At 75.4% G+C, this 26,694-nt stretch carries 34 protein-coding genes; 20 read left to right on the top strand and 14 right to left on the bottom strand.

Features of this window, described 5'->3' with window-relative positions; translation table 11 throughout:
• Positions 1-6: 6 nt before the first annotated feature.
• Entirely contained in the window at positions 7-483 is a 477-nt protein-coding gene (locus AMK13_RS12580; protein WP_074002287.1) for a PPOX class F420-dependent oxidoreductase, read from the top strand.
• 115 nt (positions 484-598) lie between these two features.
• Here AMK13_RS12580 and AMK13_RS12575 read toward each other — a convergent pair whose 3' ends face one another.
• Positions 599-868 carry a DUF1876 domain-containing protein gene (locus tag AMK13_RS12575; protein WP_049655118.1) on the bottom strand — a complete coding sequence of 90 codons (270 nt, stop codon included), beginning with the start codon at positions 866-868 and terminating at the stop codon, positions 599-601.
• Between the two features lie 177 nt (positions 869-1,045).
• Here AMK13_RS12575 and AMK13_RS12570 point away from each other — a divergent pair, with 177 nt between their 5' ends.
• From AMK13_RS12570 to AMK13_RS12555, 4 genes are all read left to right on the top strand, one after another.
• A complete protein-coding gene (locus tag AMK13_RS12570; RefSeq protein ID WP_241852857.1) occupies positions 1,046-1,951 on the top strand; it encodes a YndJ family protein in 906 nt (301 codons plus the stop codon).
• Complete coding sequence (locus AMK13_RS12565; protein ID WP_074002285.1) at positions 1,948-2,460, top strand: DUF1990 family protein; 513 nt, start codon at positions 1,948-1,950, stop codon at positions 2,458-2,460. The genes AMK13_RS12570 and AMK13_RS12565 overlap by 4 nt, the downstream gene beginning before the upstream one ends.
• A 241-nt stretch (positions 2,461-2,701) precedes the next feature.
• Positions 2,702-3,355: a hypothetical protein gene (locus AMK13_RS12560; protein WP_074002284.1), complete on the top strand. Its 654-nt coding sequence runs from the start codon at positions 2,702-2,704 to the stop codon at positions 3,353-3,355.
• Positions 3,352-4,113, top strand: coding sequence for a hypothetical protein (locus AMK13_RS12555; protein WP_074002283.1), 762 nt, complete (start codon positions 3,352-3,354; stop codon positions 4,111-4,113). Before AMK13_RS12560 ends, AMK13_RS12555 begins: the two co-directional genes overlap by 4 nt.
• Here the strand turns inward: AMK13_RS12555 and AMK13_RS12550 are convergent.
• The 3 genes from AMK13_RS12550 to AMK13_RS12540 are packed head-to-tail and all read right to left on the bottom strand — an operon-like array spanning position 4,081 to position 6,049.
• Entirely contained in the window at positions 4,081-4,842 is a 762-nt protein-coding gene (locus AMK13_RS12550; protein WP_107418727.1) for a zf-HC2 domain-containing protein, read from the bottom strand. The genes AMK13_RS12555 and AMK13_RS12550 overlap by 33 nt on opposite strands.
• Positions 4,839-5,411, bottom strand: a complete 573-nt coding sequence (locus AMK13_RS12545) for a sigma-70 family RNA polymerase sigma factor (protein ID WP_079272079.1) — start codon at positions 5,409-5,411, stop codon at positions 4,839-4,841. The genes AMK13_RS12550 and AMK13_RS12545 overlap by 4 nt, the downstream gene beginning before the upstream one ends.
• Positions 5,412-5,470: 59 nt before the next feature.
• The gene (locus AMK13_RS12540) at positions 5,471-6,049 is read right to left on the bottom strand and encodes a hypothetical protein (protein WP_074002281.1); all 579 of its coding nucleotides are present in this window, start codon (positions 6,047-6,049) and stop codon (positions 5,471-5,473) included.
• Positions 6,050-6,237: 188 nt separating this feature from the next.
• Between AMK13_RS12540 and AMK13_RS12535 the strand changes: the two genes are divergently transcribed.
• Positions 6,238-6,627 carry a thioredoxin family protein gene (locus tag AMK13_RS12535; protein WP_049655132.1) on the top strand — a complete coding sequence of 130 codons (390 nt, stop codon included), beginning with the start codon at positions 6,238-6,240 and terminating at the stop codon, positions 6,625-6,627.
• Between the two features lie 106 nt (positions 6,628-6,733).
• Here the strand turns inward: AMK13_RS12535 and AMK13_RS12530 are convergent, their stop codons facing one another.
• Positions 6,734-7,696 (bottom strand): helix-turn-helix transcriptional regulator, encoded by a 963-nt coding sequence (locus AMK13_RS12530; RefSeq protein WP_074002280.1) that lies wholly within the window; start codon positions 7,694-7,696, stop codon positions 6,734-6,736.
• 174 nt (positions 7,697-7,870) lie between these two features.
• On the opposite strand from AMK13_RS12530, the gene AMK13_RS12525 reads away from it, so the two are divergent.
• The 5 genes from AMK13_RS12525 to AMK13_RS12505 all read left to right on the top strand — a co-directional run bounded on the left by AMK13_RS12525 (position 7,871) and on the right by AMK13_RS12505 (position 12,705).
• The gene (locus AMK13_RS12525; protein ID WP_074002279.1) at positions 7,871-8,605 is read left to right on the top strand and encodes an alpha/beta hydrolase; all 735 of its coding nucleotides are present in this window, start codon (positions 7,871-7,873) and stop codon (positions 8,603-8,605) included.
• Between the two features lie 144 nt (positions 8,606-8,749).
• Positions 8,750-9,088: a hypothetical protein gene (locus AMK13_RS12520; RefSeq protein ID WP_074002278.1), complete on the top strand. Its 339-nt coding sequence runs from the start codon at positions 8,750-8,752 to the stop codon at positions 9,086-9,088.
• Positions 9,085-10,608 (top strand): dihydrolipoyl dehydrogenase family protein, encoded by a 1,524-nt coding sequence (locus AMK13_RS12515; RefSeq protein ID WP_198959339.1) that lies wholly within the window; start codon positions 9,085-9,087, stop codon positions 10,606-10,608. The genes AMK13_RS12520 and AMK13_RS12515 overlap by 4 nt, the downstream gene beginning before the upstream one ends.
• A gap of 128 nt (positions 10,609-10,736) precedes the next feature.
• Positions 10,737-11,831 (top strand): WD40/YVTN/BNR-like repeat-containing protein, encoded by a 1,095-nt coding sequence (locus tag AMK13_RS12510; RefSeq protein WP_074002277.1) that lies wholly within the window; start codon positions 10,737-10,739, stop codon positions 11,829-11,831.
• Positions 11,832-11,955: 124 nt separating this feature from the next.
• A complete protein-coding gene (locus AMK13_RS12505; protein ID WP_074002276.1) occupies positions 11,956-12,705 on the top strand; it encodes a GNAT family N-acetyltransferase in 750 nt (249 codons plus the stop codon).
• A gap of 92 nt (positions 12,706-12,797) precedes the next feature.
• Here the strand turns inward: AMK13_RS12505 and AMK13_RS12500 are convergent, their stop codons facing one another.
• The gene (locus AMK13_RS12500) at positions 12,798-13,760 is read right to left on the bottom strand and encodes a DUF4436 family protein (RefSeq protein WP_107418726.1); all 963 of its coding nucleotides are present in this window, start codon (positions 13,758-13,760) and stop codon (positions 12,798-12,800) included.
• Between the two features lie 156 nt (positions 13,761-13,916).
• Here AMK13_RS12500 and AMK13_RS12495 point away from each other — a divergent pair, with 156 nt between their 5' ends.
• On the top strand, positions 13,917-14,927 hold the full coding sequence (locus AMK13_RS12495; protein ID WP_049654763.1) for a LacI family DNA-binding transcriptional regulator: 1,011 nt from the start codon (positions 13,917-13,919) through the stop codon (positions 14,925-14,927).
• 86 nt (positions 14,928-15,013) lie between these two features.
• Here the strand turns inward: AMK13_RS12495 and AMK13_RS12490 are convergent, their stop codons facing one another.
• The 3 genes from AMK13_RS12490 to AMK13_RS12480 all read right to left on the bottom strand — a co-directional run bounded on the left by AMK13_RS12490 (position 15,014) and on the right by AMK13_RS12480 (position 16,734).
• The gene (locus AMK13_RS12490; protein ID WP_049654760.1) at positions 15,014-15,532 is read right to left on the bottom strand and encodes a GNAT family N-acetyltransferase; all 519 of its coding nucleotides are present in this window, start codon (positions 15,530-15,532) and stop codon (positions 15,014-15,016) included.
• 119 nt (positions 15,533-15,651) lie between these two features.
• Complete coding sequence (locus AMK13_RS12485; RefSeq protein WP_074002275.1) at positions 15,652-16,113, bottom strand: molybdopterin-dependent oxidoreductase; 462 nt, start codon at positions 16,111-16,113, stop codon at positions 15,652-15,654.
• 153 nt (positions 16,114-16,266) lie between these two features.
• Entirely contained in the window at positions 16,267-16,734 is a 468-nt protein-coding gene (locus AMK13_RS12480; protein ID WP_074002590.1) for a MarR family winged helix-turn-helix transcriptional regulator, read from the bottom strand.
• Between the two features lie 130 nt (positions 16,735-16,864).
• Here AMK13_RS12480 and AMK13_RS12475 point away from each other — a divergent pair, with 130 nt between their 5' ends.
• Positions 16,865-17,647, top strand: a complete 783-nt coding sequence (locus tag AMK13_RS12475) for a dioxygenase family protein (protein WP_074002274.1) — start codon at positions 16,865-16,867, stop codon at positions 17,645-17,647.
• A 45-nt stretch (positions 17,648-17,692) separates the two neighbouring features.
• Here the strand turns inward: AMK13_RS12475 and AMK13_RS12470 are convergent, their stop codons facing one another.
• A complete protein-coding gene (locus AMK13_RS12470) occupies positions 17,693-18,340 on the bottom strand; it encodes an NAD(P)-dependent oxidoreductase (RefSeq protein WP_074002273.1) in 648 nt (215 codons plus the stop codon).
• Positions 18,341-18,531: 191 nt separating this feature from the next.
• On the opposite strand from AMK13_RS12470, the gene AMK13_RS12465 reads away from it, so the two are divergent.
• Positions 18,532-19,149, top strand: a complete 618-nt coding sequence (locus AMK13_RS12465; protein ID WP_074002272.1) for a maleylpyruvate isomerase N-terminal domain-containing protein — start codon at positions 18,532-18,534, stop codon at positions 19,147-19,149.
• Between the two features lie 9 nt (positions 19,150-19,158).
• On the opposite strand, the gene AMK13_RS12460 is transcribed toward AMK13_RS12465, so the two are convergent.
• Genes AMK13_RS12460 through AMK13_RS12450 form a run of 3 tightly spaced genes read right to left on the bottom strand, consistent with a single transcriptional unit; the run spans position 19,159 to position 20,550 of the window.
• Positions 19,159-19,545, bottom strand: coding sequence for a VOC family protein (locus tag AMK13_RS12460; RefSeq protein ID WP_049654752.1), 387 nt, complete (start codon positions 19,543-19,545; stop codon positions 19,159-19,161).
• A gap of 4 nt (positions 19,546-19,549) precedes the next feature.
• Positions 19,550-20,095: a GNAT family N-acetyltransferase gene (locus tag AMK13_RS12455; protein ID WP_241852856.1), complete on the bottom strand. Its 546-nt coding sequence runs from the start codon at positions 20,093-20,095 to the stop codon at positions 19,550-19,552.
• Positions 20,092-20,550: a group II truncated hemoglobin gene (locus AMK13_RS12450; RefSeq protein ID WP_074002270.1), complete on the bottom strand. Its 459-nt coding sequence runs from the start codon at positions 20,548-20,550 to the stop codon at positions 20,092-20,094. Before AMK13_RS12450 ends, AMK13_RS12455 begins: the two co-directional genes overlap by 4 nt.
• A 242-nt stretch (positions 20,551-20,792) precedes the next feature.
• On the opposite strand from AMK13_RS12450, the gene AMK13_RS12445 reads away from it, so the two are divergent.
• From AMK13_RS12445 to AMK13_RS12435, 3 genes are read left to right on the top strand one after another with little or no spacing between them, the layout of a single operon-like run.
• Positions 20,793-21,557, top strand: coding sequence for an SDR family NAD(P)-dependent oxidoreductase (locus tag AMK13_RS12445; protein ID WP_074002269.1), 765 nt, complete (start codon positions 20,793-20,795; stop codon positions 21,555-21,557).
• 20 nt (positions 21,558-21,577) lie between these two features.
• Positions 21,578-22,000 carry a MerR family transcriptional regulator gene (locus AMK13_RS12440; RefSeq protein WP_079272137.1) on the top strand — a complete coding sequence of 141 codons (423 nt, stop codon included), beginning with the start codon at positions 21,578-21,580 and terminating at the stop codon, positions 21,998-22,000.
• 51 nt (positions 22,001-22,051) lie between these two features.
• Positions 22,052-23,587 (top strand): AMP-binding protein, encoded by a 1,536-nt coding sequence (locus tag AMK13_RS12435; protein WP_074002268.1) that lies wholly within the window; start codon positions 22,052-22,054, stop codon positions 23,585-23,587.
• 18 nt (positions 23,588-23,605) lie between these two features.
• Here the strand turns inward: AMK13_RS12435 and AMK13_RS12430 are convergent, their stop codons facing one another.
• The gene (locus tag AMK13_RS12430) at positions 23,606-24,442 is read right to left on the bottom strand and encodes a LuxR C-terminal-related transcriptional regulator (RefSeq protein WP_074002267.1); all 837 of its coding nucleotides are present in this window, start codon (positions 24,440-24,442) and stop codon (positions 23,606-23,608) included.
• Positions 24,443-24,589: 147 nt separating this feature from the next.
• On the opposite strand from AMK13_RS12430, the gene AMK13_RS12425 reads away from it, so the two are divergent.
• The 3 genes from AMK13_RS12425 to AMK13_RS42835 all read left to right on the top strand — a co-directional run bounded on the left by AMK13_RS12425 (position 24,590) and on the right by AMK13_RS42835 (position 26,661).
• Positions 24,590-25,408, top strand: coding sequence for a TIGR03084 family metal-binding protein (locus tag AMK13_RS12425; protein ID WP_074002266.1), 819 nt, complete (start codon positions 24,590-24,592; stop codon positions 25,406-25,408).
• A gap of 70 nt (positions 25,409-25,478) precedes the next feature.
• Positions 25,479-26,093 carry a hypothetical protein gene (locus tag AMK13_RS12420; RefSeq protein WP_079272077.1) on the top strand — a complete coding sequence of 205 codons (615 nt, stop codon included), beginning with the start codon at positions 25,479-25,481 and terminating at the stop codon, positions 26,091-26,093.
• A gap of 85 nt (positions 26,094-26,178) precedes the next feature.
• Complete coding sequence (locus AMK13_RS42835) at positions 26,179-26,661, top strand: hypothetical protein (protein ID WP_143204529.1); 483 nt, start codon at positions 26,179-26,181, stop codon at positions 26,659-26,661.
• Positions 26,662-26,694: the final 33 nt, after the last annotated feature.

The raw sequence follows: 26,694 nt of genomic DNA, 5'->3' as shown, positions 1-26,694 counted from the left end.
GGACAGGTGCACGACCGAACCGACCGAAGCGACCGGACCGACCAGGTCGACCCGACCGACCGGATCGCCGACAGCAGGTACCTCCTGCTCACCACCTTCGGCGAGGACGGCAGCCGGCTGGAGTCACAGCTCTGGGTGGTGCAGGACGGCACGGCCCTCGGGGTCTGGACCCCGGCCCACTCCGGCGAGGCCGAACGGATCCGCCGCCACCCCCGGGTGCTGATCGGCCCCTGCGACGCCCACGGGCGCCCCACCGGCCGCCGGATCCCGGCCCGGGCCCGGCTCTGCGACGCCGACGACACCGCCCGCTACCGCACCTCGCTGATCAACAAGTACGGCCTGACGGCGCTGATCGCGCTCGCCCGCAGCCGGTTCCGGGTGGGGCTGGCCGGGACGGTCGGCATCCGGATCACGCTGAACGAACTGGAACAGCGGCTGGTCGGGCCGGAGTGGCTACCGCCGGCCACCTACTGCGTCAACTGACGGGCCGTCGCGTCCGGTCGTCAACCTCCGTCGAGTGCCGGGGCCTTGAGAAGGTCTGCCCCGGCACTCGGCGCTTTCCGGCACCTCGACGCGACTGCTGGCAGCGGGCCGGAGGTCACGACAGCGGGTGGGTCGGGACCGGACTGACCTCCTGGATCTCGGCATGGGCCTTGGTGAGCAGCTGCGAGGCGAGCTCGTTGAGCGCGCGGGCCCCCGCGATCTCCTCGCCCACCCTCAGCTGCTCCGGGTCCGAGGGGTGGCGGCTGCTGTAGCCGTGGGCGCGCAGTTCGCTCCCGTCGCGCAGCCGCAGCAGTGCGGCGGCGCTGGTCCGTGCCCCCTCTTCGCGGAACTCCATCTCGATGTGCCAACCGACCAGAGTCTGCATGGCGGATCACCTCCATCGGTTACCCCTCCAGAGTGCGCCGCACCCACCGTGAACACCAGGCCAGCCGGTCCGGGCGGCATCGGGGGCGACATCGGCGCTGAGTTGAACACGTTCAACTCGGCCGCGTAGAGTCGGCGACGCAAGCTATTTGAACGCGTTCAAGGGGGTGTGTCCACGATGGCTTCGCTCACGACGGCTGTGTCCGCGATGGGCCCGGGCACCACGGAACTGGTCGACCTGCTGATCCTGCTCGGCATGGGAGCCGTCGTCCCGCTCGGCCTCGCCCTGGTCGACGAGCCCGGCCTCGCCCGGATCCGCCGGCTCTGGCCGCTCGCCGCCGTCCCCGGCGCGCTCTCGCTCTGGCTGCCCCGCGGCGGCGGCCTCGCCACCGGCTGCGCCCTGCTCTACGCGCTCGGCACCCTGGCCGTCGCCCTGCACGCCCCCCTGCGGCTGGCCCGCACCCGCTCGCTCGCACCCGCCGAGGTCGCGGTGCTCACCGCGCTCGCCGCACCCTCGGTCGCCGGGGTCGCCCTGGTCGCCGAACGCTCCGGCTACCCGCTGTTCGGCTTCGAACCGCACATCCTGGCGCTCACCGTCCCGCACTTCCACTACGCCGGATTCACCGCCGCCCTGGTCGCCGGACTGGTCTGCCGCGCCGCCCGCCCGGGCTCCGCCCCGGCCCGCTGCGCGGCCCTCAGCGTCCCGGCGGGCACCCTGCTGGTGCTGGCCGGGTACTTCCTCGGCAACTGGTGGCAGTTCGCCGGAGCCGCCGTCCTGACCACCGGAATGTGGCTGGTCGGCCTGGTCACCTGGCGCGACCTGCGCCCCCGCAGCGGCGACCGGACCACCGCCCGGCTGCTCGCCGCCTCCTCGGCCGTCCTCTCGCTCACCATGCTGCTCGCCCTGTGGTGGGCACTCGGCCGGGCCGCCGGACTCCCCCACCCCACCCTGACCTGGATGGCCGCCACCCACGGCGTCGGCAACGCGCTCGGCTTCGCCCTCTGCGCGCTGCTCGCCTGGCGCCGGATCACCGCGGACCGGACCGACGCCACCCGGACCGACACGACGGAGACCCCCCGATGAACGACTACAGCTACCCCGAACAGGGCGCCAGCCGCACCGGCCACCTCCCCGCCGGCTACAACCACCTGCGGCACAGCGCCCTCATCGGCCACGGCCGCCCCGCCCTGGAAGCCGCCGGCGCCGCCCTGCTCGACTGGCGGATGCACCGGCTCGCGGGCGTCCGCATCGACGCGTCGGCCGACCGCGCCGCCCCCGGCGTCGCCGTGCACTGCGCCATCGGCCTCGGCCCCCTGCGGGCCGGCGCCCCCAACCGGGTCCTGGCCACGGTCGACGGCCCGGACCGGTACGGCTTCACCTACGGCACCAGGACCGGCCACCTGGCCCAGGGCGAGGAAACCTTCCTGGTCGCACTCACCCCCGACGGCGAAGTCCGCTTCTCCGTCACCGCCTTCAGCCGCCCCGTCGCCTGGTACGCCCGCCTCGCCGGCCCACTCCTCCCCCTCGCCCAACGCGCCTTCGCCCACCACTGCGGACGCGTCCTCACCCGCATCGCAGCCCAGGCCACCTGACCAGCGCCCCAGCACCATCAACCCCCCGATCCCCCCGGCACACCCCCGCTCGCCACCACCGTCATCGCGCAGACCGCCCAGGCGATGGCGGAGGCCGGTCGGAGGGCGGGCCGGTTGGACGGCAGCCGCGAGGTGGGTGGCCGAGGCCGAGCAGGTGGTGGCGGAGGCCGGCTGGGTCCAGGGCGGGGGTGGGGCGTAAAACGGCTGGTCGGGGCGGGGGTGTGTTCGGGATGATCGGCGGATGATGTCGATGCGACCGGTCCTGGAGATCTTCGCCTCCGACGGCTTCACGCTCTGGCCGACGGCCGAGCTCGGGCCGTACGGGGATCTCGCGCTGGACGGGCGGTTGACGTCGGACGAGGTGGGCACGGCGGTGTGGCGGCTGGCGGACTGCAACGACGTCGAGCCCGACCCCGGGCAGGCCGAGGGGCGCGGTCCCCGGCCGGCGGACCCGTTGGGCGCGTTCCTGCACGCGCTGTCGACCGAGCCGCACCCGTACGCCCCCGGCGGGCTGGTGGTGGCCGACTCCGCCACCGGCGCCGTCTTCAGGCCGGGCTGCTGCAACGGGCTGGAGGACTGGCGCGAGTGGCTGAACGTCACGGACGGGTCCGGCACCGCCTGGTTCGGCCACGACCCCGACGCCCGGGCCGAGTGCGTCGGCCGGGTGGTCCGGCTGACCCAGGACGCCGAGGGCGACGAGGGCCCGGTGGTCGAGTTGCCGGTGGACGAGCTGCGCCGGCTGCTCGCCGGAGTCGAGCGGGATCTGCGCGACTTCCTCGCGCTCGCGGCGGGCTGGGCCGAGCGGCAGCTGCCCGGGCACGCCGCCGCCGTCACCGCCGCGCTCGCCCGAGCCCTGGACCTGGACCCGGCCCCGGACCTGAAGCCGCCGTCATGACCAGCTTCCACACCCACCGGGCCCGGGTGCACGACGCCTCGCTCCCGCCGTACCGGCGGCACAGCGCGCTGCGCACCTGCCTGACCCGCTTCGCCCCGTACGGCCTGCGGGCGACGTACCACCACCTCACCGTCAGCGCCCGGATTCCGCGCTTCCTGGAGGCCGACCCGGACGCCCTGGTCCGCGCGGTGGACGAGTTGCACGAGGCGCGCGAGCTGTGGCGGGCCAGGGCCGAGGAGTACGCGGAGCAACGCCGGGCGCAGAAGCGGGCCGGGCGGCGGCTGCCTCCGGAGACGGCCTGGTGGCACGTGCGCTGGTGGGGGTCGCCGAACGCGGCCTGGGAGCACGACCCGTTCCTGCACCCGCCGTTGCGGCTGCCCGACTACGTCCGGCGGCAGAACGCGCTGCTGGACGGCGCCGAACTGCCCGGGTGCCCGGCCTGCGGGGAGCAGGGCCCGCCGGTGCCGCTCCCGACCGGCCCCGGTGACGACCGCGGCGACGGTCACGGCCACGGCCGGGCCGAGCTGTGCCGCTGCTGCGCGCGGGTGCTGAAGCCCTGCGGTTGCGGGCGGTGGCACAGCTTCGAGCCGGCGCTGCGGACCGGCTGGAGCCGGATCTGGGGTCGGGAGCACATGACCGGCGGCGGCGAGCCGAGCCCGTACTGGCCGGGTGTCCGGGGCGCGGCCCGGGTGGAGCGATTGGAGTCGTACACGATCCACTGGGGGTCAGGGGTGGTGTACGGGGATCGCGACCAGTAGCGCGCCGCCGTCCTGGACGCGGACCTCGAAGTGGTCGATGTCCGCCAGTCGGAAGGCCGCGCCGCCGGTGGTGCGCACGGTGCCGTCGCCGCTCCCGCCGCCGTTGCCGTAGCCGCCCGCCGGGACGGACCAGGTGGTGACCGTCTGCTGCTCGCCGGTGTGCGAGACGGCGACCAGTCGGCAGGTCAACGGGCCCTGAACGCCCGAGAGTTGCAGGCTGACCTGGGTACCCCAGGTGGTGCCGTCCAGGCCGACGGTCGCGTGCGCGCCGGTGCCCGGGTCGGTGGCGCTGAACTGCTCGGCCACCGCGACCACGGCCGGGGTGTTGTCGGCGGTGAGCACCGCGGCGGTGACGGCGGGGCCGGCCGCCACCATCGCGGTGGCGGCCAGGGCCAGCACCAGCCGCCGCACCCGGCCCCGCCGCCGGGTGGCGCCGACCTCGGCGACCAGCCGGTCCAGCAGTCGGGGGTCCGGCTGCGGGGCGGGACCGGCCGGGTCCGTTCCGGCCGCCCGCGCGGTGGCCGCGTACTCGGCCAACAACGGCTCCACCGAGCCGAGTTGGGTCACCTGCTCGGCGCACTGCGGGCAGTCGGCGAGGTGTTGCTCGAAGGCGGCGCGCTCGACGGGTTCCAGCAGGCCGAGGACGTACGCGCCCGCGTCGACGTGCACCGGGCCACCAGGCACCCGGTCGGGGTCAGGGGTGGGGTCGCGGTCGGGGTGCCTGGTCACGATGTCACTCCCCGTTCCTCCAGCGCGAGCCTGAGCGAGCGCAGCGCGTAGAACACCCGCGAGCGCACCGTCCCGGCCGGGATGCCGAGTTCGGCGGCCGCCTCGTTGGCCGTACGGCCCTTCAGGTAGGTCTCGACGATGATCTCCCGGTGCACGGGCGAGAGGTCGCCGAGCGCGTCCGCGACGGTCATCATCCGCAGCGCCCGGTCGATCTCGTCCTCGGCGGGCAGCTGCTCCAGTGCCGAGGCGTCCACCTCGCGCGGCCGGGCCATGGCGCCGCGGTGGCCGTCGATCACGATCCGCCGCGCGACGGTGACCAGCCAGGGCCGCAGCGAGCCGGCCTCCGGGTCGAGCCGGTGGATGTTGCGCCAGGCGCGGAGCAGGGTCTCCTGCACGACGTCCTCGGCCCGCTGCCGGTCCCCGGCGACCAGGTGGAGCACGAACCCGAACAGCGGACCGGCATGCTCCTGGTACAGGGCGCGCATCAGGTCCTCGTCCGGCGCCCCCGTGTCGTGGCCGCCGGTGCGGCCGACGGGGTGCTCCTCGGTCACCACTTCATCGTTGCGCACCCGGGCCTCCTGGGCGAGGGCGGTCGGAGCCGGTCATCGGGACCGGTCATCGGAGCCGGTCAGTAGCCCGGGGTGCTGGGCGTCGGGTTGCCCGGTGCCGGGGTGCCGGGCGTCGGGTTCATCGGGCCGGAGTTCGCGGCGCCCGCCCTGCCGCCGGTCGGGGTCAGTGCGAACCAGGTGCCGGCCACGCCCTGGCCCTTGGTGTCGCCGGGCTTGGTGTCCGGCGAGTAGCGGTAGGCCGGCCAGCCGTTCAGGGTGACCTGCTTGGTGCCGTCGTCGCGGGTGACGGTGCCGACCAGCTTGCTGTCGATGCCCTTCACCGTGACGTTGCCGTTGCCGTCGGCGTGCTCGGGCGGCCAGATGACGGCGCAGCTGCCGTTGCAGTAGGACCCCGGCGGGCTGTTCCGGTCCTGGTCGAAGCGGTAGAGCGTGAAGCCCGCGCTGTCGGTGACGATCGTGCCCAGCTTCGGGTCCTGGGCGGTCTGCAGGGTGACGGCCGCCGGGGTGCCCGGACTGCTCGGGCTGCTCGACGGACCGGAGGAGCCGCCGGACGATCCGCAGCCGGCGATCAGGGCGGCCGCCGCGATGCCGGACGCGGTCAGCGCGAGCGTCCGCCGGGTGCGGAGTGTGCTGCGCATGGGGTGCCTCCCTCGGGGGGAAGGGGTCGGAACGGACCGGACACCCTTCCGTACGGGCGGCGGCCGCCGGCTGCTCACTCCCTGGCTCCGGCAACCGCCGGAACGCCGCCGGAATACCCCGCCGACCGGGACGGTTGTGGCGGGCACATGGCCTGAACCGCCACGTCCGGAAGGGAAGGAATCACGAGATGAGCAACACGGTCGAGCTGACCAAGGAGAACTTCGACGAGATCGTCCCGGGCCCGGAGGGCAAGGACTTCGTCTTCATCGACTTCTGGGCCGGGTGGTGCGGGCCGTGCCGCCAGTTCGCCCCGGTGTACGAGAAGGCCGCCGAGCGCCACTCGGACCTGGTCTTCGCCAAGGTGGACACCGAGGCGCAGCAGGAGCTGGCGGCCGCGTTCGACATCCAGTCGATCCCGACGCTGGCGATCATCCGTGAGGGCGTGCTGGTCTTCTCGCAGCCCGGTGCGCTGCCGGAGGCGGTGTTCGAGGACCTGATCGGCCAGGCCCGCGAGCTGGACATGACCGAGGTGAAGCGCAAGGTCGCCGAGGAGCGGGCGGCCGGCGGCCAGGCCTGATCCGGACGTCCGAAGACAGGCCCTAAGGCCCGGGGAGTCGAAGCTCCCCGGGCCCTCGGCATGCCCGCTCCCCGCTCCTCGGGGCCGTCCGCCGCCGCACCCGCAGTCACGACGGCTCGGCGCCCCAGGCGGCGAGCCGGTCCGCGAGCGCCCGCACCTCGGCGCGCAGCGCGGCGGGTTCCCGGACGGTGAACGGCCACCCGAGGCCGGCCAGCAGCACCGCGACGCCGTCCAGGTTCTGCGCCCGGGCCCGCAGCAGCACCCGGTCCTCGGCGAGTTCGGTGAGCGTGCCGACGGCGGGCGGCAGTCGGCGGCGGGCCTCGCCGAGGGTGGTCCGCAGTTCGACCTCCACCCGGTGCCGCCAGGGCGCGCCGGCCAGTGACTCCACCACCCGCTGGACCGGGTCGTAGTCCTCCGGCGGCTCGAAGCCGGCCTCACCCTGTTCGACCCGGGTGATCCGGTCCAGCCGGAAGGTACGCGGCTCGCCGCTGCGGTGGTCGAGCCCGGTGGTGTACCAGCGCCCGGAGTGGAAGACCAGCCCGTACGGGTCGAAGTCGCGTTCGCTGGGCCGGTCCTCCCGGTCCCGGTAGGCGAGCCGCACCCGGCGACGGCGGCGGGCCGCCTCGGCCAGGGTGAACAGCGCGGCGGCGGCCGGGCCGGGGCCGGTGGCGGGGGTGGCGGTCAGTCCGAGGGTCTGTTCGACGGCCGCCACGCACTCGCGCAGCGGCTGCGGCAGCACCCGCTGGATCTTGGCGAGGGCCGTCCCGGTGGCCTCCTCCCCCACCGACAGGCCGGAGCTGCGGCCGGCCAGCAGGCCGAGCACGACGGAGGCGGCCTCGTCCGGGGTGAGCATCAGCGGCGGCAGCCGGTAGCCGGGCCGCAGGCGGTAGCCCCCGTAGCGGCCGCGGTCGGCCTCGACGGGGATGCCGAGTTCGGTCAGCCGGGAGACGTAGCGGCGGACGGTGCGCTCGTCCACGTCGAGCCGGGCGGCCAGGTCGGCGCCGGTCAGGCCGGGGCGGTCCTGGAGCAGTTCCAGCAGGGCGAGGACGCGGCTGACCGGGTGTTCCATCGCGCGTCCTCCTTTCCTCGGCGGAAATCCGGGCGACTTCTGTCCGGATCCGATCCTAGAGTCGGCGGTGGAGGAGGCCCCGCCTCGATGGAGCCCCTCGCGGGCCGCCCGTCGAGACGTCCACGGCTCGTCGCGGCCTCCCCGGATTTCCCACCGACGAAGGAGCGATCCGCCATGAGCACGTTCGTACTGGTCCCCGGATTCTGGATCGGCGCCTGGGCCTGGGACGAGGTGGCCGCGCCGCTGCGCGCGGCCGGGCACCGGGTGTACGCCGTCAGCCTGCCCGGAGTGGGCGAACGCGCGAGCGAGGAGGGCGAGTTCGGCCTGGAGGACCACATCGCCGACCTCGCCGGGCTGCTGGTCCGGGAGGACCTGTCGGATGTCGTCGTGGTCGCCCACAGCGGCGCCTGCGCCCCGGTGGGCGGGCTCGCGGACCGGATGCCGGAGCGGATCCGCCGGGTGGTCTACCTGGACAGCGGCCCGCTGATCGACGGCTCGTCGGTGTACGACCTCTGGCAGCCCGACTACCAGAAGACGGCCGAGGCCTCGGTGGTCGACGGCCGCCTCCCGCTGCCGTCCTGGGAGTACCTGGGCGAGCAGGGCACGAGCACGGCGGGGCTGGACGAGGCCGCCCTCGCGTCCATCCGCTCCCGCTCCACCCCGCACCCGGCCGGGGCGTTCCGGGACCGGCTGCGGCTGACCGGCGCCGGGGCGGCTCTGCCCCAGGCGCTGGTCTCCTGCTCCTTCCCGCTCTCCCAGGTGCGCGAGCTGATCGCCGCCGGGCACCCGTACTTCGCCGGGATGTCCGGGCCGAACTGGGAGCTGCGCGAACTGCCCACCGGGCACTGGCCGATGCTCTCCCGCCCGGCCGACACGGCGGCGTTGCTGGCGGAGCTCGCCGCGCTCTGAACCCGCCGGTCCGGCTCCCCGCCCTGTCCCGTCCGTGCCCGGTGGTGCGTCCCACGGCGCCCTCGGCGTGTCCGTCCGTCGCGCAACCGCGCCCGGACCGGCAGGATGGGGCCCACGCCGTACCCGAGCGAGGAGCGAGCACCCGTGCGCGAGCAGCCCAGCCGGACCGAACCGCCGGACGCCGTGCCGGAGTTCCGGCCGGACGGCGGTCCGGGGCCGGTCGGCCCGCGGCGTGCCCGGCTCGGCTCCCGCGCCCCGCTCACCCCGCGCTCCCTTCTCGCCCCACGCGTCCCGCGCTCGCGCGACCGGCGCGAGAAGTGGCCGCGGTGGGCGGTCCGGGTCACGCTCGGGTACGGAACCGCCGGCGGCAGCGGCGGGCCCGGGGTCGGGCGCGACCGGCCGCTCGACACCCGTGGGCGCACGCCCGCCGCCCCCGCCCGGCGGGCCGGGGCGGCCATCGAGACGACGGAGGACAGGGCATGACCAGCACCGCCGAGGAGTACGACGTCATCGTCCTGGGGGCCGGTCCGACCGGCGAGAACGTGGCCGACCGGACGGTCGCCGCCGGGCTGCGCACCGTGATCGTGGAGGCCGAGCTGGTCGGCGGCGAGTGCTCGTACTGGGCCTGCATGCCGAGCAAGGCGCTGCTGCGGCCGGTGGCCGCGCTGGCCGACGCCCGCGCGGTGGCCGGCTCCCGGGAGGCGGTCGGCGACCGGCGGCTGGACCCGGCCGCCGTGCTGGCCCGGCGGAACTCCTTCACCTCCGACTGGAAGGACGACGGCCAGGTGGAGTGGCTGCGGGGCACCGGCATCGAGCTGGTGCGCGGCCACGGCCGGCTGGCCGGGGTGCGGACGGTGACGGTGGAGGCCGAGGACGGCAGCGAGCGGGTGCTCACCGCCCGGCACGCCGTCGCGGTGTGCACCGGCAGCCGCCCGGTGCTGCCCGCGCACGTGCCGGGGCTCGCCGAGGCCCACCCGTGGACCAACCGGGAGGCGACCGGCTCGCAGACCGTCCCCGGGCGGCTGGCGGTGGTCGGCGGCGGGGTGGTCGGGGTGGAGATGGCCGCCGCCTGGCGGGCGCTCGGCTCCGAGGTGGTGCTGCTGGTCCGCGGTGACGGGCTGCTGCCGCGGATGGAGCCGTTCGCGGGCGAGCTGGTCACGGAGGGCCTGCGGGCGGCCGGGGTGGACCTCCGCTTCGGCACCGAGGTCACCGCGCTGGAGCGGGCGGACGGCTCCGGGCCGGTGACCCTCACCCTCGCCGCCCGGGACGGCCGGAACGGGGACGGAAAGGGCGGGGACGGCCAGCACGAAGACGGCCGGGGCGGGACCGGGACGCTGACCGTCGACGAGGTGCTGTACGCGACCGGCCGGGCCCCGCGCACCGCCGACATCGGGCTGGAGCAGGTCGGCCTGAAGCCGGGCGGCTGGCTGGAGGTGGACGACAGCTGCACGGTGCTCGGCGTGGACGGCGCGGAGGGTGTGGACGGCGCGTGGCTCTACGCCGTCGGGGACGTCAACCACCGGGCGCTGCTCACCCACCAGGGCAAGTACCAGGCCCGGATCACCGGCGCGGCGATCGCCGCCCGCGCCGAGGGGCGCCCGCTGGACACCTCGCGCTGGGGCGCGCACTCCGCGTCCGCCGACCTCGCGGGCGCGCCCCAGGTGGTGTTCACCCAGCCCGAGGTCGCCGCCGTCGGCCTGACCCGGGCCGCCGCCGAGGCCGCCGGACTGCGGGTGCGGACCGTCGACCACGAGATCGGCTCCGTCGCCGGGGCCTCGCTGTACGCCGACGAATACCGCGGCCGGGCCCGGGTGGTCTTCGACCTGGACCGGCAGGTGATCGTCGGCGCCTGCCTGGTCGGCCCCGGGGTCGCCGAGCTGCTGCACTCGGCGACCGTCGCGGTGGTCGGCGAGGTGCCGATCGACCGGCTCTGGCACGCGGTGCCCTCGTACCCGACGATCAGCGAGGTCTGGCTGCGGCTGCTGGAGGACTGCCGGGGGTAGCGGCACCCCCGGCACGGACGGCCCCCGGACGGTCGGCGCGGCGAGATGTGACCACTGGTGGACGGCGGGACACTGGCACTCGGGGGCCGTCCCGGGGGGCCGTTGCTCGTGACCAGGTGGTGTGAGACATGACCGAGGTGCTGTTGGCCGTCGGAACCGAGAAGGGCCTCTTTCTCGGCCGCAGCCGCGACCGGCTGACGTGGGAGTTCAGCGGGCCGCACTTCCCGATGAACGCGATCTACTCCGTCTCCGTCGACCGCCGCGACGGCCGGACCAGAGTGCTGGCCGGCGCCGACAGCAGCCACTGGGGGCCGTCGATCTGGCGCTCCGACGACCTCGGCGCGAGCTGGTACGAGCCCCCGCGGCCGGCCATCCGCTTCCCGGAGTCCACCGGCGCCTCGCTCACCCGGGTCTGGCAGCTCCAGCCAGCCGGGGCGGAGGCCCCCGGCGTCGTCTACGCGGGCACCGAGCCCGCCGCGCTGTTCCGCTCCACCGACGGCGGCGAGACCTTCGCGCTGGTCGAGGCGCTCTGGAACCACCCGCAGCGGCCGCAGTGGGGCGCCGGCTACGGCGGCCAGGGCCTGCACACGATCCTGACCGACCCGCGCGACCCGCAGCGGCTGCTGGTCGCCGTCTCCAGCGGCGGCGTCTACCGCAGCAAGGACGGCGGCGACAGCTGGCAGCCCTCCAACACCGGCCTGCGCGCCGAGTTCCTCCCGGAGGAGAGCCAGTACCCGGAGTTCGGCCAGTGCGTGCACAAGATCGCCCCGGACCCGGTCCACCCGGACCGGCTCTACCTCCAGAACCACGGCGGCGTCTACCGCAGCGACGACTGGGGCGCGAGCTGGCGCTCGATCGTGGACGGCCTGCCCGCCGAGTTCGGCTTCGCCGTAGCCGCCCACCCCCGCCGGGCCGACACCGCCTACGTCTTCCCGCTCGGCGGCTCGGACGACCGCATCCCGCCCGGCCGCCGCTGCCGGGTCTTCCGCACCACCGACGCCGGCACCAGCTGGCAGCAGCTCGCCCACGGCCTGCCCGGCGAGGACCACTACGGCATCGTGCTGCGCGACGCCCTGCGCACCGACGACGCCGACCCGGCCGGGATCTACTTCGGCAACCGGACCGGCGACGTGTACGGCAGCCGGGACGAGGGCGAGAGCTGGTCCCTGCTGGTCTCCCACCTGCCGGACGTGCTCTGCGTCCGGGCCGCGGTGGTGGCCTGACCCGGTGACTGCCTGATGCGGTGCCGGCCCGACGCGGTGGTGGCCGGAAATAACCGGTTGCCGGACGGCGGGGCCTCGGTGAACATGGCCGCCGACGAACGATCACGCGATTGTGGGGTGGGCCATGGCCGAGGACTGGGTGGTCAGGCGGGGTACCGACGGCGAGCCGGTGCTGCGCTACCTGCTGGACGAGCGGGAGGGCCGGCCCTGGGCCGACCTGCTGGAGGTCCTGGACGAGTCGGTGGACGCCGCCGCGTTCGTCCGGGCCGAGCTGCCCGGCTGGGTGGTCTCCGGCCCGCCCGGGCTCGGGCAGGAGCTGGTGGCGCACGGCGCACGGGTGCTGCGGCACGCCCACACCTTCCGCCGCGACCTGCGCGCCGACCCCCCGCCCGCCGACTGGGCCGGGACGCCGCTGCGCGAGGGCCTGCGCGCGGTGCCCTGCGACCGCGCGCCCGAGGAGCTGTACGAGGCCTGGCGGGCCGCCTTCGCCCCCGACCACGTCGACTTCTACCCGGGCGAGGACGCCCGGGTGGTGGCCGAGCGGATCACCCCGCTGCTGGAGGGCGAGGTCATCGGCCCGGTGCTGCCGTCCAGCCTGCTCGCCGTGGACGCCGAGGACCGCGTGGTCGCCGGGCTGATCCTCACCGACCGCGACGGCCTGCCCTGGATCGGCGACGTCTTCCGCCACCCGGAGCGCGGCTACCGCGGCCTCGGCGCCGACCTGCTGCGCCGCGCCGTCGGGGACGCCGCCGAGCGCGGGCTCGCCGACGTGACGCTGGTGGTGTCCGAGGGCAACCCGGCCCGCCGGGTCTACGAGTCGCTGGGCTTCCGGCTCCAGGAGACCTCACTGACGGTGGTCGTGCCCGACGCCTGAACCCCTGAGCCTCGGAGCCTCCGAACCCCTGAACCCCTGAACCTCTGACCCCCTGAGCCGAGTGGCCGGGCCGCCGGACACGTGCGCCCGGGCTACTCCTTGTGCCCGCCCTCGATCCGGGCGCCCCGCACCACGACCATGGTCAGGCCGACCGCGACCAGCAGCTCCGCCCAGAAGAACGCCGCGTAGTCCAGCAGCGAACCGATCGGCGGGCTGCCGGGCGCGGCGTTGCGCATGCCGACCAGGGCGAACAGCGTGGCCGCCATCCAGCCGAGGGCGGGCCAGACGATGCCGCGCCGCTGGCGGACGATCAGCCAGGCCGCCACCAGCACGGACAGCGCCAGCGCCCACATCGCGGCCATCATGAACCAGGCCAGGATGAAGGTGCTGCGCGAGCGGCTGATCCGCTCGGTCACCACGACGGCGCCGCCCTCGCTCTGCTGCTCGGCCTGCTTGAAGACGAAGAAGGGGTCGGCCTCCTCCACGCCGATCACCACCGGGACGGGCTGCCCGCCGGCGGTGGCCTGGAAGCCGATCAGCGCGTGGTAGTGGTCGAAGGGGTAGTCGGTGACCCGGCCGTCGAGGAGGCTGAACGCCACCGCGCCGGAGGCGACCTGCTGCCCGGCCGGGTACCTGAGCACGGTCTGCTCCAGCGAGGTGGTCTCCAGCACCACGTCCCGGGCCGGGACCAGCAGGCTGTCCGGCTGCTCCAGGGCGCCGTGCGGGTGGACCAGGACCTTCGCGGTGAGCGTCTGCGCCGCCGCGTCCACCCGCTGGAGCGTCACGTCGACCTCCAGGAAGTCCGGGCCGGGCACCGTCCCGACCACTTGGACGCGGCCGCGGCTGGAGCGTTCGTCGAGGTAGAGCAGCAGCCCGGCGACGACGGACAGCACGATCGCCGCCACCACGGCGTACGCGCGCCAGGGCCTGACCTTCGGCCGGGGGGCGGTGCCCGCGCCGCGCGCCCGGGCGTGGACGCGGACCCGCGGCCGGGCCGCCGGGCGCGTGCGCCGGACGGCCCGCCGGTGCGGCGGCGCGCCCATCGGCCTGTTCATCGGCCTGCTCCACGGTCGGCGGTGGCGGCTGCGGGTGCCGCCTGTCCCGCCACCCTCCGGGCGGCCGCGGCCGGGGCGCAACCGCAGAGGGCCGATCGGGCGGGCCCGAGACTCGGCAAAGACGCTGGTCGGAGGGGCTGTGTAGGCTCAACGGTCATGGCGAGGGTGACACGGGACGATGTGGCGCGGGTGGCGGGGACGTCCACGGCGGTCGTGAGTTATGTGATCAACGACGGGCCGCGGCCGGTGGCGGCGGCGACCCGGGCGCGGGTGCTCGCGGCGGTCGAGGAGCTCGGCTACCGGCCGAACCGGGTCGCCCAGGCGATGGCCCGGCGGCGGACCGACCTGCTCGGGATGGTCGTCCCGGACGCCCGCCAGCCCTTCTTCGCCGGGCTCGCGCACGCCGTCGAGCAGGCCGCCGCCGAGCACGGCCGGCTGCTGCTGATCGGCAACTCCGACTACGCCGACGAGCGCGAGGCGCACTACATCCGCGCCTTCCTCGGGATGCAGGTGGACGGTCTGGTCCTGGTCACCCAGGACCCGGCCACCCCCGGGCTGACCGGCTTCGACGTGGCCGACGGCACCCCGGTGGTGCTGCTGCACCACCGGGCGGAGAGCACCGGCGGCGTCGCCGTGGTCGCGGACGACCAGGGCGGCGCCCGCGAGGTGGTCCGCCACCTGCTCGGGCACGGGCACGCCGAGGTGCACTGCTTCGGCGGCACCCTCGCGCTCAGCCCGCACGACCCGGTCACCGGGCGGACGGCCGGCTGGCTCGCCGCGCTGGAGGAGGCCGGGCTGCCCACCGAGGGGCGGCTCACCCCGGCGCCGTTCGACCGGGTCCGGGCGCACGCCGAGGCGCTCGCCCTGCTCGCCCGTCCCGACCGGCCGTCCGCCGTGTTCTGCACGACGGACGACCAGGCGATCGGCCTGCTGCGGGCCGCCGACGACCTCGGCATCCGGGTGCCGGAGGACCTCGCGGTGGCCGGCTTCGACGACATCGCCGAGGCGGTGATCGCCGGGCCCGCGCTGACCACCGTCACCACGGCGCAGGACGAGATGGCCCGGGCCGCGGTGGAGCTGGTCCTCGGCGGGCCGGAGCGCCGCGCCCAGGGCGCCCGCACCTTCCCGGCCCAGCTGGTGGTCCGGCGCTCCTGCGGCTGCCCGTAGGGGACGGCGCGGGGCTGAGGCCGGGGGGCGGCCCCGGACCGGCCGGGCAGCGGCGCGGGGCTGATGTCGGGGACGGCGCGGGCGCCTCAGCCTTCGAGCAGTTCGTCCGCGAGCAGGTCCATCAGCAGGTTGTCGTGCCAGGTGCCGTCCGGCCCGCGCTCGTACTGGCGCATGGTGCCGACGGTGCGGAAGCCGACCTTGGTGTAGCAGCGGATCGCGGCGAGGTTGTCCGCGGCCGGGTCGATCACCAGCCGGTGGTAGTGGTGGTCGTGCACCAGGTACCGGGCCATCGTGCGCACGGCGTCGGTGCCCAGGCCCAGGCCGTGCACCGTCGGGTCGAGGTAGAGGTCCATCCCGGCGTGCCGGTACTCGTCGTCGTTGTTGGCGTACCACTGGATGGCGCCGACCACCTTGCCGCCGAGGTCGATCGCGAAGGTCTCGGTGCCGGGCGACTCCAGGTCGTTGGCGACCTCGTCGGCCAGGTCGTCACCGCCACGCCAGCGTTCGAACACCTCGGGCGTGCCGCGGATGGCCGCCAGCGCCGGGATGTCGTCGCCGGTGGCCGGGCGGAGCGTGACCAAGGTGCCGTGCAGAATCGTCCCCATATGGGGCATGTTGGCACGGAAACCCGGCTCCGGCGAGTGTTTTCGACCCGCCGTCCGGCCCCTTCCGGCGTGCGGCCTCGGGGCCGGGGCCGCACGCGCGCGAGGCGGGCGCCCGGGCGTCAGGCGGTGGGGCGCGCCGGGTCGCCGAGGGGGCCGAGCCAGACGGCCGTGACGGCGCTGACGTAGCGGGCGCCGCAGTGGTCGCCGGGGACGACGAGCTGCGGACCGGCGGCGTCCAGCGGGGCGCCGTCCATGCTGGTGGCGAGCAGGATCTGCTGGCCGCCGAAGTCCGGGTCGATCTCGGCCCAGGAGACCACCGCCCGGTGGCCGTCGGCGCCGGCCACCGAGAGCAGGAAGCGCAGCCGCTGCTTGCGGCCGGAGAAGTCGATCCGGGGCCGGGCCGCGCGCAGCACGTCCAGCAGCGCCGGGCCCTCGTAGCCGTGGCGCTGCTCGCCCGCGGTCCGGCAGTCGAAGCTGACCTCGACCCGGCGGGCGGGGAGGGCTCGCAGCTGCGCCACCGTCAGCTCGGCGGGGCGGTCGAGGTGGCCGTGCAGTCGGACGGTGGGTCTCGCCGGGGTCATGGGTGCTCCCTCCTCCCGGGCCACGGCTCCGCGGCCCGGGTGGAGGAGTACCCGAGCAGTGGCCGGAGCATTCGCAGATGCGATGGATTGGGCGGACTTCCACTCGCAGGTGCGGGCCCTGGGCCCGGGTGGCGGCTGTCGGCGGGGCCGGTCCTACGGGGTCTCGTCCTGGCGCAGCCGGGCGCTGACGGCGCCGAGCCCCTCGGCGAGCACCGCGAGCTGCTCGCGGCTGAGCACGTCGATCAGCAGTTCGCGCACCAGGGCGACGTGCCCGGGCGCGGCCTGGCGCAGCGCCTCGCGGCCCTGGTCGGTGAGTTCGGCGATGACGCCGCGCACGTCGCTGGGGCAGGAGCGGCGGGCGACCAGGCCGGCCCGCTCCAGCTGGGTGACCTGGTAGGTCAGGCCGCTCTTGGAGGTGACCAGCCTGTCGGCGAGCTCGGTCATCCGCAGCGAGTCGCCGGGGGCGGCGGACAGGTGCACCAGGATCTCGTACTGCTGGTGGGAGAGTCCGGAGTCGTCCTTGAGCTGGCGTTCCAGCCGCCGGTTCAGCAGGTTGCTCGCGACGACGAAGCCCCGCCAGGCGGCCGCCTCGTCCGGGTCCAGCCAGCGGGGTTCGTTCAGTGTGGACATGGGGTGAAGCCTACTCCTGTTGTTCAAATTCGAACGAAGGTGTACCGTCGGTTCCGTAAAGGTTCAAATTTGAACTACCTGTCGGACTACCTGCCGGTCGAACGGCCCCGAGGAGGACGCCATGAGCACCGCGGCCCCTGAGCGCATGCCCGCCCTGTACCTGTCGCACGGCGCGCCGCCGCTGGCCGACGACCCGGTCTGGCCGGGCGAGCTGGCCGCCTGGTCCGCCGACCTGCCCCGGCCCAAGGCCGTCCTGATGGTCTCCGCCCACTGGGAGGAGGCCCCGCTCGCCCTCGGCGCCGTCACCACCGTCCCGCTGGTCTACGACTTCTGGGGCTTCCCCGAGCACTACTACCGGGTCCGGTACGCCGCCCCCGGCGCGCCGGACCTCGCCGAGCGCGTGCGCAAGCTGCTGCGCGCCCCCGGCACGCCCGTCCAGGACATCCCCGACCGCGGGCTCGACCACGGCGCGTACGTCCCGCTGGTGGAGATGTACCCGGACGCCGACATCCCGGTGCTCCAGGTCTCGCTGCCCACCCTCGACCCGCAGCGGCTGATGGAGATCGGCCGCAAGCTCGCCCCGCTGCGCGACGAGGGCGTGCTGATCGTCGGCAGCGGCTTCTTCACCCACAACCTGCGGGCGCTCAGCAACGACGGCCGGATCACCTCGGTGATGGCCGAGTTCGACGACTGGGGCCGGCGCGCCCTGGAGGCCCACGACCTCGACGCGCTGCTCGACTTCGAGCACAAGGCCCCGGCCGGACGCCTGGCCCACCCGCGCACCGAGCACTTCGCCCCGCTGTTCGTCACCCTCGGCGCCGGCGAGGCCGACCTGGACAGCCAGCGCAGCGTCATCGACGGGTTCTGGATGGGCCTGGCCAAGCGCTCGATCCAGCTGGGGTGAACCCCTCACCTTCGAACGCCCCGCCTGCCGGACCCCTCACAGCCCTCACAGGGAGCGGCAGGTGAACCGCTCGCCGATGTGCTCGGGCTGCTCGATCTCGTCCACCAGGGCGACCGCGTAGTCCGCCACCGAGATCCGGCTCCGCCCCTCGGCATCGGTGAGCAGCTGGTCCAGGCCGGTGCGGTAGCGGCCGGTCCGCTCCCCCGGGCCGATCTCGGCGGCCGGGCTGAGCACCGTCCAGCGCAGGTCGGAGACCGTCCGGTAGTAGTCCAGCGCCGCGCCGTGGGCGTGCATGATCTGGAGGAGCGGCTCCGGCAGGCCCGGGGCGTCCCAGACCCGCACGCCCGGCGCGGTCTCCAGGTTGCCCGCCCCGCCGACCGCGATCAGCCTGGGGGCCGCGCCGCCCAGCGTGCGCAGGCCTTCGACCAGGGAGCGGGCGGCGGGCTCGACGAGCGCCTGGTGGCCCGGGCCGTCGCCGCCGCCGACGGCGCTCACCAGGACGTCCCGGCCGGCCGCGACCCGGGCCACGTCCGCCGGGTCCAGCACGTCCGCGCGCTCCACGGCGGCGGCCGCGCCCCGGTAGCGGTCCGGGTCCCGGACCACCGCGGTGACCTCGTGCCCGCGCGCCGCCGCCTCCCTGACGACCGCGCTGCCGATGGTGCCGCCGGCGCCGATCACGGCGATTCTGGCCATGGGTACCTGCCTGGGTGCTCGCGGGTGGGGCGGCGTCGGACCGCGGGACGCTGGATCGCAGGGCGCCGGACGCCGGACGCCGGACGCGCCGGACAGGACCGATTATCGGATGAACTCCCGGCGCGAGCCGGGGCACTGGGCCTATCGTGTGACGCCCCGGACACCCCGGACGCCCCGTCGAAGGAGTGGTCATGCGCAACGGCGACGCCGTACCAACCGCCAACGGCGACGCCGTACGAACCGCCCTGCACGCCGCCCTGGCCGTCCTCGCCCCGCACACCGGGAACCGCGACTGGGACGCCCCCGCCGGGCTCCTGGAGTGGAGCTGCCGCGACACCGCCGCCCACATCGCCCACGACCTGCTCGCCTACGCCGGCCAGCTCGCCGCCCGCCCCCGCGACCGCTACCTGCCGCTGGACCTCACCGTCCGGCCCGAGGCCGACCCGGCCCAGGTGCTCACCGTGGTCACCGCCGCCGGGCACCTCCTCGCCACCGCCCTGGACGCCGCCCCGCCCGAGCTGCGCGCCTACCACCACGGGCCCTGCGACCCGCTCGGCTTCGCCGCGATGGGCGTCGCCGAGACCCTGCTGCACACCCACGACATCACCCGCGGCCTCGGCCTGCCCTGGCAGCCGCCCGCCGAACCGTGCCGCTTCGCGCTCGACCGGCTCTTCCCGCACGCACCGCGGGAGCCGGATGCCCACCCGGCGGAGGTCCTGCTCTGGTGCACCGGGCGCGGGGAACTGAACGGCCGCCCGCGCAAGTCCTCGTGGACCTGGCGGGCGGCCATGGGCGAGTGGCCGGACTGATCCGACCGGTCAGGCGCTCCCGGTGGCGATCCGCTCGGCCTGGCTGCGCTCGATGCAGAACTCGTTGCCCTCCGGGTCCCCGAGGGTGACCCAGCCCTTGCCGTCCGGGAGGCGGTGGTCCGCCAGCACGGTCGCCCCGAGGGCGACCAGGCGCTCCACCTCCTCGTCCCGGCTGCGGTCCTGCGGCTGGAGGTCGAGGTGGACCCGGTTCTTCGCCGCCTTGCCCTCGGGCACCCGGATGAAGAGCAGCGAGGCGCCGGCGGAGTTCACCACCGCCTCCTCGTCGCACGGGTTGTCGTCCTCGCCCAGGGTGCCGTCCAGCGCCTGCGCCCAGAAGGAGGCCAGGGCGTGCGCGTCGCCGCAATCGATCGTCACATGTCGTACCAGAGATGCCATCCGCCTACTCTGACCTGCGCGGTTCGGGTTCGTCCAGCCATTTGCGGGAGTGCCGGTGGCCGTCCAGCGGAAAGGGCGGGAAGGGCGGGAGCAGTTCCACGAACGGGTAGCCGGCCTTCTCCGCGACCCGGCAGGAGGCGGGGTTGTCCACCTGGTGCAGCAGGTCGATCCGGCGCAGGCCGCCCTCGGCGAAGGTGGCGAAGGCCCAGGCGGTGAGGGCCTCCACCGCGCGCGGGGCCACCCCCCGGCCACGGGCCGGGGCCGCCGTCCAGTACCCCACCTCGGCCGTCTCCCCGCCGGGAGTGGGGTACTTGAGGGCGACGTTGGCGACGAGCTCGGCGCCGTCCAGGACGGCGAAGCTGTACCGGGTGCCCGCCGCCCGGCCCTCCTCCTGGAGGCGCAGCCAGTGCGCGGCCTCCTCGGCGTCGCCGACCGGGGTCCGGGTGAAGCGGCGCAGGGTCGCGTCCCGGTAGGCCTCGATCAGGGCCGGCGCGTCGGCGTCCTCGAAGGGGCGCAGCAGCAGGCCGTCGGCCGTCAGGGCGGCGGTCACTTGAGGCCCTCCCAGCCCCAGCGCGGGGTCGGGCCGGGATCGCCGAGGTCGGTGCCGGCCGGGGAGCCGGAGACGTCCTCGGCGATCCGGGTGCCCCAGTCGAAGTACTCCAGCACACGGCGGCGCAGCAGTTCGTCCCCGGGCAGCTCCGCGCGGACGGCCTCGGCCATCAGCTCCATCCAGCGCAGCCGCTGCTCCTCGGTGACGGCCAGGCCCAGGTGGGCGCGGAGCAGCGCCTGGTGGCCGCCCAGTCGGTCGGTGTAGCCGGTCGGGCCGCCGAACACTTCGGCCAGCCAGACCGCGACGTGCTCGATGTGGGTGGGGGTGAAGTCGGCGAAGACCGGCGCGAGCAGGGGGTCGGCGAGGGCGCCCCGGTAGAAGGTCCGGCTGAGCCGGCGCAGGGCGTCGATGCCGCCGACGGCCTCGTAGAGCGTGCCGGGCCGTTGGTCGTTCATGGCTGTGCTCCCTGTGGGTGAACCGTACGTTGCGACCTTCCTAGCAGCCGGAGGGCCCGGTCGGCGCGGCCCCGGGCCCGCTGTTCGCGCCGGGCCCGGCGAGCGGAGGCCCGGGCTCCCCCGCCCGGGCCCGGGTGGCGGGCGGGGCGGGCCCGGGTGCGCGGCGTCCTGGCGGACCGACCCGACGGCTCCGCCGTTCCCGCTTGACCCTGACGCTGGCGGCAGGGTCGGAGGGTGGGCCCATGGACGACGAGAGCGGGACGCGGAGCCGGGTCGTGGTGGTCACGGGGGCCGGGACGGGGATCGGGCGGGAGACGGCGCTGGCCTTCGCCGCCGAGGGGGCGCGGGTGCTGGCGGTGGGGCGGCGGCCGGAGCCGCTGGCCGCGACGGCCGCCGCGTACCCGGCGCTGATCGAGCCGCTGGCCGCGGACGTGACCGGGCCCGGGGCACCGGAGGAGATCGTCCGGGCGGCACTGGAGCGGTTCGGGCGGCTGGACGTGCTGGTCAACAACGCGGCGATCGTGCGGAGCGGGCAGGGGATCGGCGGCTTCGACCGGGCGGGCGTCGAGGCGCTGCTGGCGACCAACCTGGTCGCCCCGGTGCTGCTCGGCCAGGCCGCGGTGCCGGCGCTGAGCGGGAGCCGGGGCGTGGTGGTCAACGTCAGCACCGCCGTCGGGCAGCGCGGCTGGCCGAGCAACTCGGTGTACGCGGCGACCAAGGCGGCGCTGGAGACGGTCACCCGCAGCTGGGCGGTGGAGCTGGCGCCGCGCGGGATCCGGGTGGTGGCGGTGGCGCCCGGGGCGATCGACACCCCGATCGGCGACCACTCCGGGTACGGCCCCGAGCAGCGGGCGGCGATCCGGAAGTGGCAGATCGAGCACACCCCGCTGGGCCGGATCGGCCGCCCCGAGGAGGTGGCCTGGGCGATCACCCGACTCGCCTCGCCGCAGGCCTCGTTCGTGACCGGCGTAGTGTTGCCCGTGGACGGCGGCGCGCTGGTGGGCTGACCGGGAGGGGACGGGTGGCGGTGCGGATCGGCGAGCTGGCGGCCCGGACCGGCAGTACCGCGCGCGCTCTGCGGCACTACGAGCAGGCCGGGTTGATCGACTCCGAGCGCGCGCCGAACGGCTACCGCGAGTACGGCGAGCCGGCGGTCGTCCGGGTGCGCAACATCCGTGCGCTGGTGGCCGCCGGGCTCACCCTGGAGGACGTCCGCCCGCTGCTGGGCTGCCTGGACGGGGACGTGCTGGCGGTCCGGCCGTCCGAGCAGGTGCTGGGGATCGCCCGGCGGCGGCTGGCGGTGCTGGAGCGCCGGATCGCCGCCCAGACGGAGGCCCGGGACCGGCTGGCGGCGGCGCTGGCGGCGGCCGGGGTGAGCGCGGACGGAGCCCACGCGGACGGGGCGGCGGCAGCCGGGGCGGTGGCGGGCGGGGTGAGCGCGGGCGGGTGACACCCCCGATCGGGGGTGTGCAGGGGGCGGGTGGGGGAGGACAGTGGCCCCATGCAGATTCCACTCTCCGTGATGGACTTCCTCGACCGGGCCGAGCTGGTCTACGGCGACCGGGTCGGCATCGTCGACGAGCCCGTGCAGCCGGCCGAATCCTGGGGCGAGCTGAGCTACCGCAGGGTCGCCGAACTGGCCCGGGCCCAGGCCGCCGGGCTGGACCGGCTCGGTGTCGGGCCGGGCGAGCGGGTCGCGATCGTCTCGCACAACTCGGCCCGGCTGCTGACCTCCTTCTTCGGGGTGAGCGGGTACGGCCGGGTGCTGGTGCCGGTGAACTTCCGGCTGAAGGCCGAGGAGGTGTCGTACATCGTCGAGCAGAGCGGCGCCTCCGTGCTGCTGGTCGACCCCGAGGTCGCCGACGCCCTGGACGGGGTGGTGGCCAAGCACAAGTTCGTGTTGGGCGCGGCCAGCGACGCCGTGCTGTACGACACCGACGCCACCCCGCGGCGGTACGCGGTGGACGAGAACGACACCGCCACCATCAACTACACCAGCGGAACCACCGCCCGCCCCAAGGGCGTTCAGCTCACCCACCGCAACGTCTGGCTGAACGCGACACTGATGGCCCTGCACTACGGGGCCGGCGACCGGGACGTCTACCTGCACACCCTGCCGATGTTCCACGCCAACGGCTGGGGCCTGCCGTTCTCGCTCACCGGCCTGGGCGCCCGGCACATCGTGCTGCGCAAGGTGGACGGCGCGGAGATCCTGCGCCGGGTCGAGCGGCACGGGGTGACCTTCCTGTCCGGCGCGCCCGCCGTGGTCCAGATGGTGCTGGACGCGGCCGCCGACTGGGACGGCCCGGTGCCCGGCCGGGACCGGGTGCGGCTGGTGGTGGCCGGCGCCCCGCCGCCGACCTCGGTGATCCAGCAGGTCGAGGAGCAGCTGGGCTGGGAGTTCATGCAGCTCTACGGCCTGACCGAGACCTCCCCGGTGGTCACGGTCAACCGCTCGCGGGCCGAGTGGGACGCGCTGCCGGCCGCCGAGCGGGCCGAGAAGCTGGTGCAGGCCGGCTCCCCCGCGCTCGGCACCCGGCTGCGGGTGGACGCGTCCGGCGAGGTGCTGGTGCGCTCCAACACCGTGCTGGACGGCTACTGGCAGCAGCCGGAGGCCTCGGCCGAGGCGCTGCGGGACGGCTGGTTCCACACCGGCGACGGCGGCACCCTCACGGACGGCCTGCTGACCATCTCCGACCGCAAGAAGGACGTCATCATCAGCGGCGGGGAGAACGTCTCCTCGATCGAGGTGGAGGACTGCCTGTACGACCACCCGGCGGTCGCCGAGACGGCGGTGATCGGGGTGCCGCACGAGAAGTGGGGCGAGACGGTGAAGGCGCTGGTGGTGCTCCGGGAGGGCCACGAGGCCGTCACCGAGGCCGAGTTGATCGCGCACTGCAAGCAGCGGCTGGCCGGCTACAAGTCGCCCACCACGGTGGAGTTCCGGGACGCCCTGCCGCGCACCGCCACCGGGAAGCTGCAGAAGTTCCGGCTGCGCGAGCCGTACTGGACCGGGCGGGAGCGCCGGGTCAACTGAGGCCGCGCCGGGGGCCCGTCAACCGACGAGCCCCGACTCCCGCGCCGCGAGGGCGAGTTCGGTCCGGTTGCGGACGCCGAGCTTGTGCATCGCGGACTTGAGGTAGCCCGTCACCGTGTTGCAGGTCAGGCCCAGTCGGGCGGCGATCTCCGGGTTGGTCCGGCCGGTCGCCGCCCAGCGCAGCACCTCGTGCTCGCGCGGGGTCAACGGCGGTACGGGGGCGACCGTCCGGGGCTTGTCGAAGGGCTTGTCGAAGGGCTTTCCGCAGGACTGCTCGCAGGGCTTTCCGCCGGGCCGTTCGCGGCTCCAGGCGGCGGCCCCGGCCAGTGCCCGGGTCGCCGCCTTCGCCAGGGTGCCGACCGCGGAGATCCGCACGTCCCCGAACGGGACGACGGCGCGCAGCGAGGCGTACACCACGCCGTGCACGGTGTCGCCGTCCATCAGCGGGACGGTGAGCATCGCGTACAGGTCCTCGGCGGCCACGGCCGCGTCGTAGTGGTGCGAAATGGTCGTCGCCGCACGGTAGTCGGGCACCCAGCTGGGCGCGCGTTCGGCGAGCGCCCGGCCGCCGAGGCCGAGTCCGGCCGGGACGGGCACGTCGTGCAGCAGGTCGGCCCGGGTGCCGGCCCAGTGCCGCAGCACCATGCCCTCGCTGCCGGGACGGCTGCCGGGCAGCGGCTCGGGCACGCCGACCAGGCCGACGTCGGCGCCGCACTCGGCCACCACCCGGCGGGCGAGGTCGCCGAGCACGGCGTCCCGCACCAGCTCGGCGGCGCGCGCGGCGAGTTCGGGGTCCTCGGGTCGCGCGGCGTCGGCGACGGGGTGCGCAGGATGGGGGTCCGCAGCCCTGGTCATCGCGGAATTGTCACACGCGGTGCGGCCGGTGGCGAGAGTCCTGACGTGCGTGTTTCGTGGAGTGGCGGACGCCGCCGCCGGGCCGGGAGTAGTGTCCGGCCGTAGGCTACCGGCGGGTAGCAACTGCCGTGACCGGAAAGGGAGCCGATGACCGAGCCGAACGTGCCGGGCGACGTGCTGGGCGGCCTGCTGGCGGACCTGCGGGCCGAGAGCGCGGTGCTGGACGACCTGGTCGCCGGGCTGCCGGCCGGGGAGTGGGCCCGCCCGACCCCCGCCGAGGGCTGGACGGTGGCGCACCAGATCGCCCACCTGGCCTGGACCGACGACTGGACGGCCCTGGCCGCGCGCGACCCGGAGGGCTTCGGCGCGTCGCTCGGCGGGCACTTCACCGAGCTGCTGGCGGCCGGCGCCGACCCGGTCGAGGACGGCGCCCGCGCCGGACTGTCCGCCGGGCCCGCGGCGCTGCTCGCCCGCTGGCGGGCCGGGCGGGCGGAGGTGCTGGCCGCGCTCGGCGCCGCTCCGGCCGACGTCCGGCTGCCCTGGTTCGGCCCGCCGATGAAGCCCGCCTCGATGGCGACCGCCCGGCTGATGGAGACCTGGGCGCACGGCCAGGACGTCGCGGACGCGCTCGGCGCCACCCGCGAGCCCACCGACCGGCTGCGGCACATCGCCCACCTGGGGCTGCGCACCCTGGGCTTCGCCTTCACCCTGCACGGACTGCCCGTGCCCGAGCGCCCGGTCCGGCTCGACCTGACCGCACCCGACGGCGGGTCCTGGTCCATCGGCCCGGCCGGGGCGCGGGACGTGGTGGCCGGCCCCGCCCTGGACTTCTGCCTGCTGGTGACCCAGCGCCGGCACCGGGACGACCTCACCCTCACCGCCACCGGGCCCGTCGCCACCGCCTGGCTCCCGATCGCCCAGGTCTTCGCCGGGGCGCCGGGCAAGGGGCGGCCGCCCGGGGCGTAGGGCGGCGCACCAGGCAAGGCGAGGCGGCCCGGGGCGCGGGCGGACCGCCGGGGTTGGTTGAATGGCGCCCATGGACGACCTGCTCAACCGACTGCCCGCCATCCCCGACCTGCGCGACCGCTGCCGCGCCCTCGCCACGCTCGACGCGATCCTCAGCCCCGACGACTGGGAGGCGCGGTACCACTCCTTCGACGCCTCCTGGGACGAGGGCGAGGAGTTGGCCTCGATGCGCGACGGCGAGGGCGACGACTGGTGCCTGGTCTTCTCCCCCGTCGGCGCCTACGGGCGCGGCTTCGACCACGAGGCGCCCAACGCCCCGGAGCTGCTCGCGGCCGTGCCCGAGGAGTTCCGCCGCTTCGCCGAGGAGCCCGCCTTCGGGGACGAGGACGGGCCGACGGTCACCCGCTGCTTCTGGCGCGCCCACGAGGACGGCGCCTGGCGGGGCGCTGCCGCCGAGCGGGGCGCGGAGGGCCTCTTCGACCTGCTGCTGGACGGCTCGGCCGCCGGGTACCGGGCCTGGGCCACGGAGTACTTCGAGCCGGAGCACGAGCTGGACCTCGCCGCGATCGAGCACGTCCTGGCGCTGCGCCCGCTCACCCCGGCCGTGCTGGCGGCGCTCAACCCGGACATCGACGAGGAGGAGCTCGCCGTCGACCTCGCGGAGATCGGCTACCCCGCCGCCTGACGTATCGTCACATCTGTTGGGCAGTACGGGTACACCACCCCTTCCGGCGATGGGCCGGGGCCTTCCGGGGTGGTGGAATGCCCGCATGATCCGTACACGTGCCATGCGCACCGCACTGTCCTTCACCGCCGCCCTGCTCGCCGTCGGCGGCCTGGCCGCCGCCCCCGCCCAGGCCGCCGTCGCGGCGCCCGCCCCCGTGGTCACCGGGGCCCAGGTCCGGGCGGCCACCCCGGCCGCCCAGCAGGTGCTCACCTTCCTGGCGGCGTACCGCGACGCCGTGGAGGGCGGGGGCGGCACCGAGAGCCCGCGACAGGTCCGCGAGCAGTACCTCTCCCCGTACCTGAACTACCGGCTGGACCAGTGGGCGATGCGGAACGACGCCGATCCGGTGTTCCGCGCGCAGAACGTCCCGGCGAGCTGGTCGGCCCAGCAGGTCAAGGAGGAGGAGGGCTACGCCTCCGTCCGGCTGACCGAGTTCTGGAGCGGCGGGGGCAGCCAGGACGTCTGGTACACCGTCCGCCTCACCGACCTGCGGATCTTCGACCTCGGCGACCAGCCCGCCTTCTAGCCGCACCCCGACGCTTCGACGCGCGCCGCCTCA

The sequence above is a fragment of the Streptomyces sp. CB02056 genome (genome assembly GCF_001905545.1).
GTDB lineage: Bacteria > Actinomycetota > Actinomycetes > Streptomycetales > Streptomycetaceae > Kitasatospora.
The sequence above is the reverse complement of the archived record's forward strand: the minus strand, read 5'-3'. Positions and strand labels throughout refer to the sequence as shown.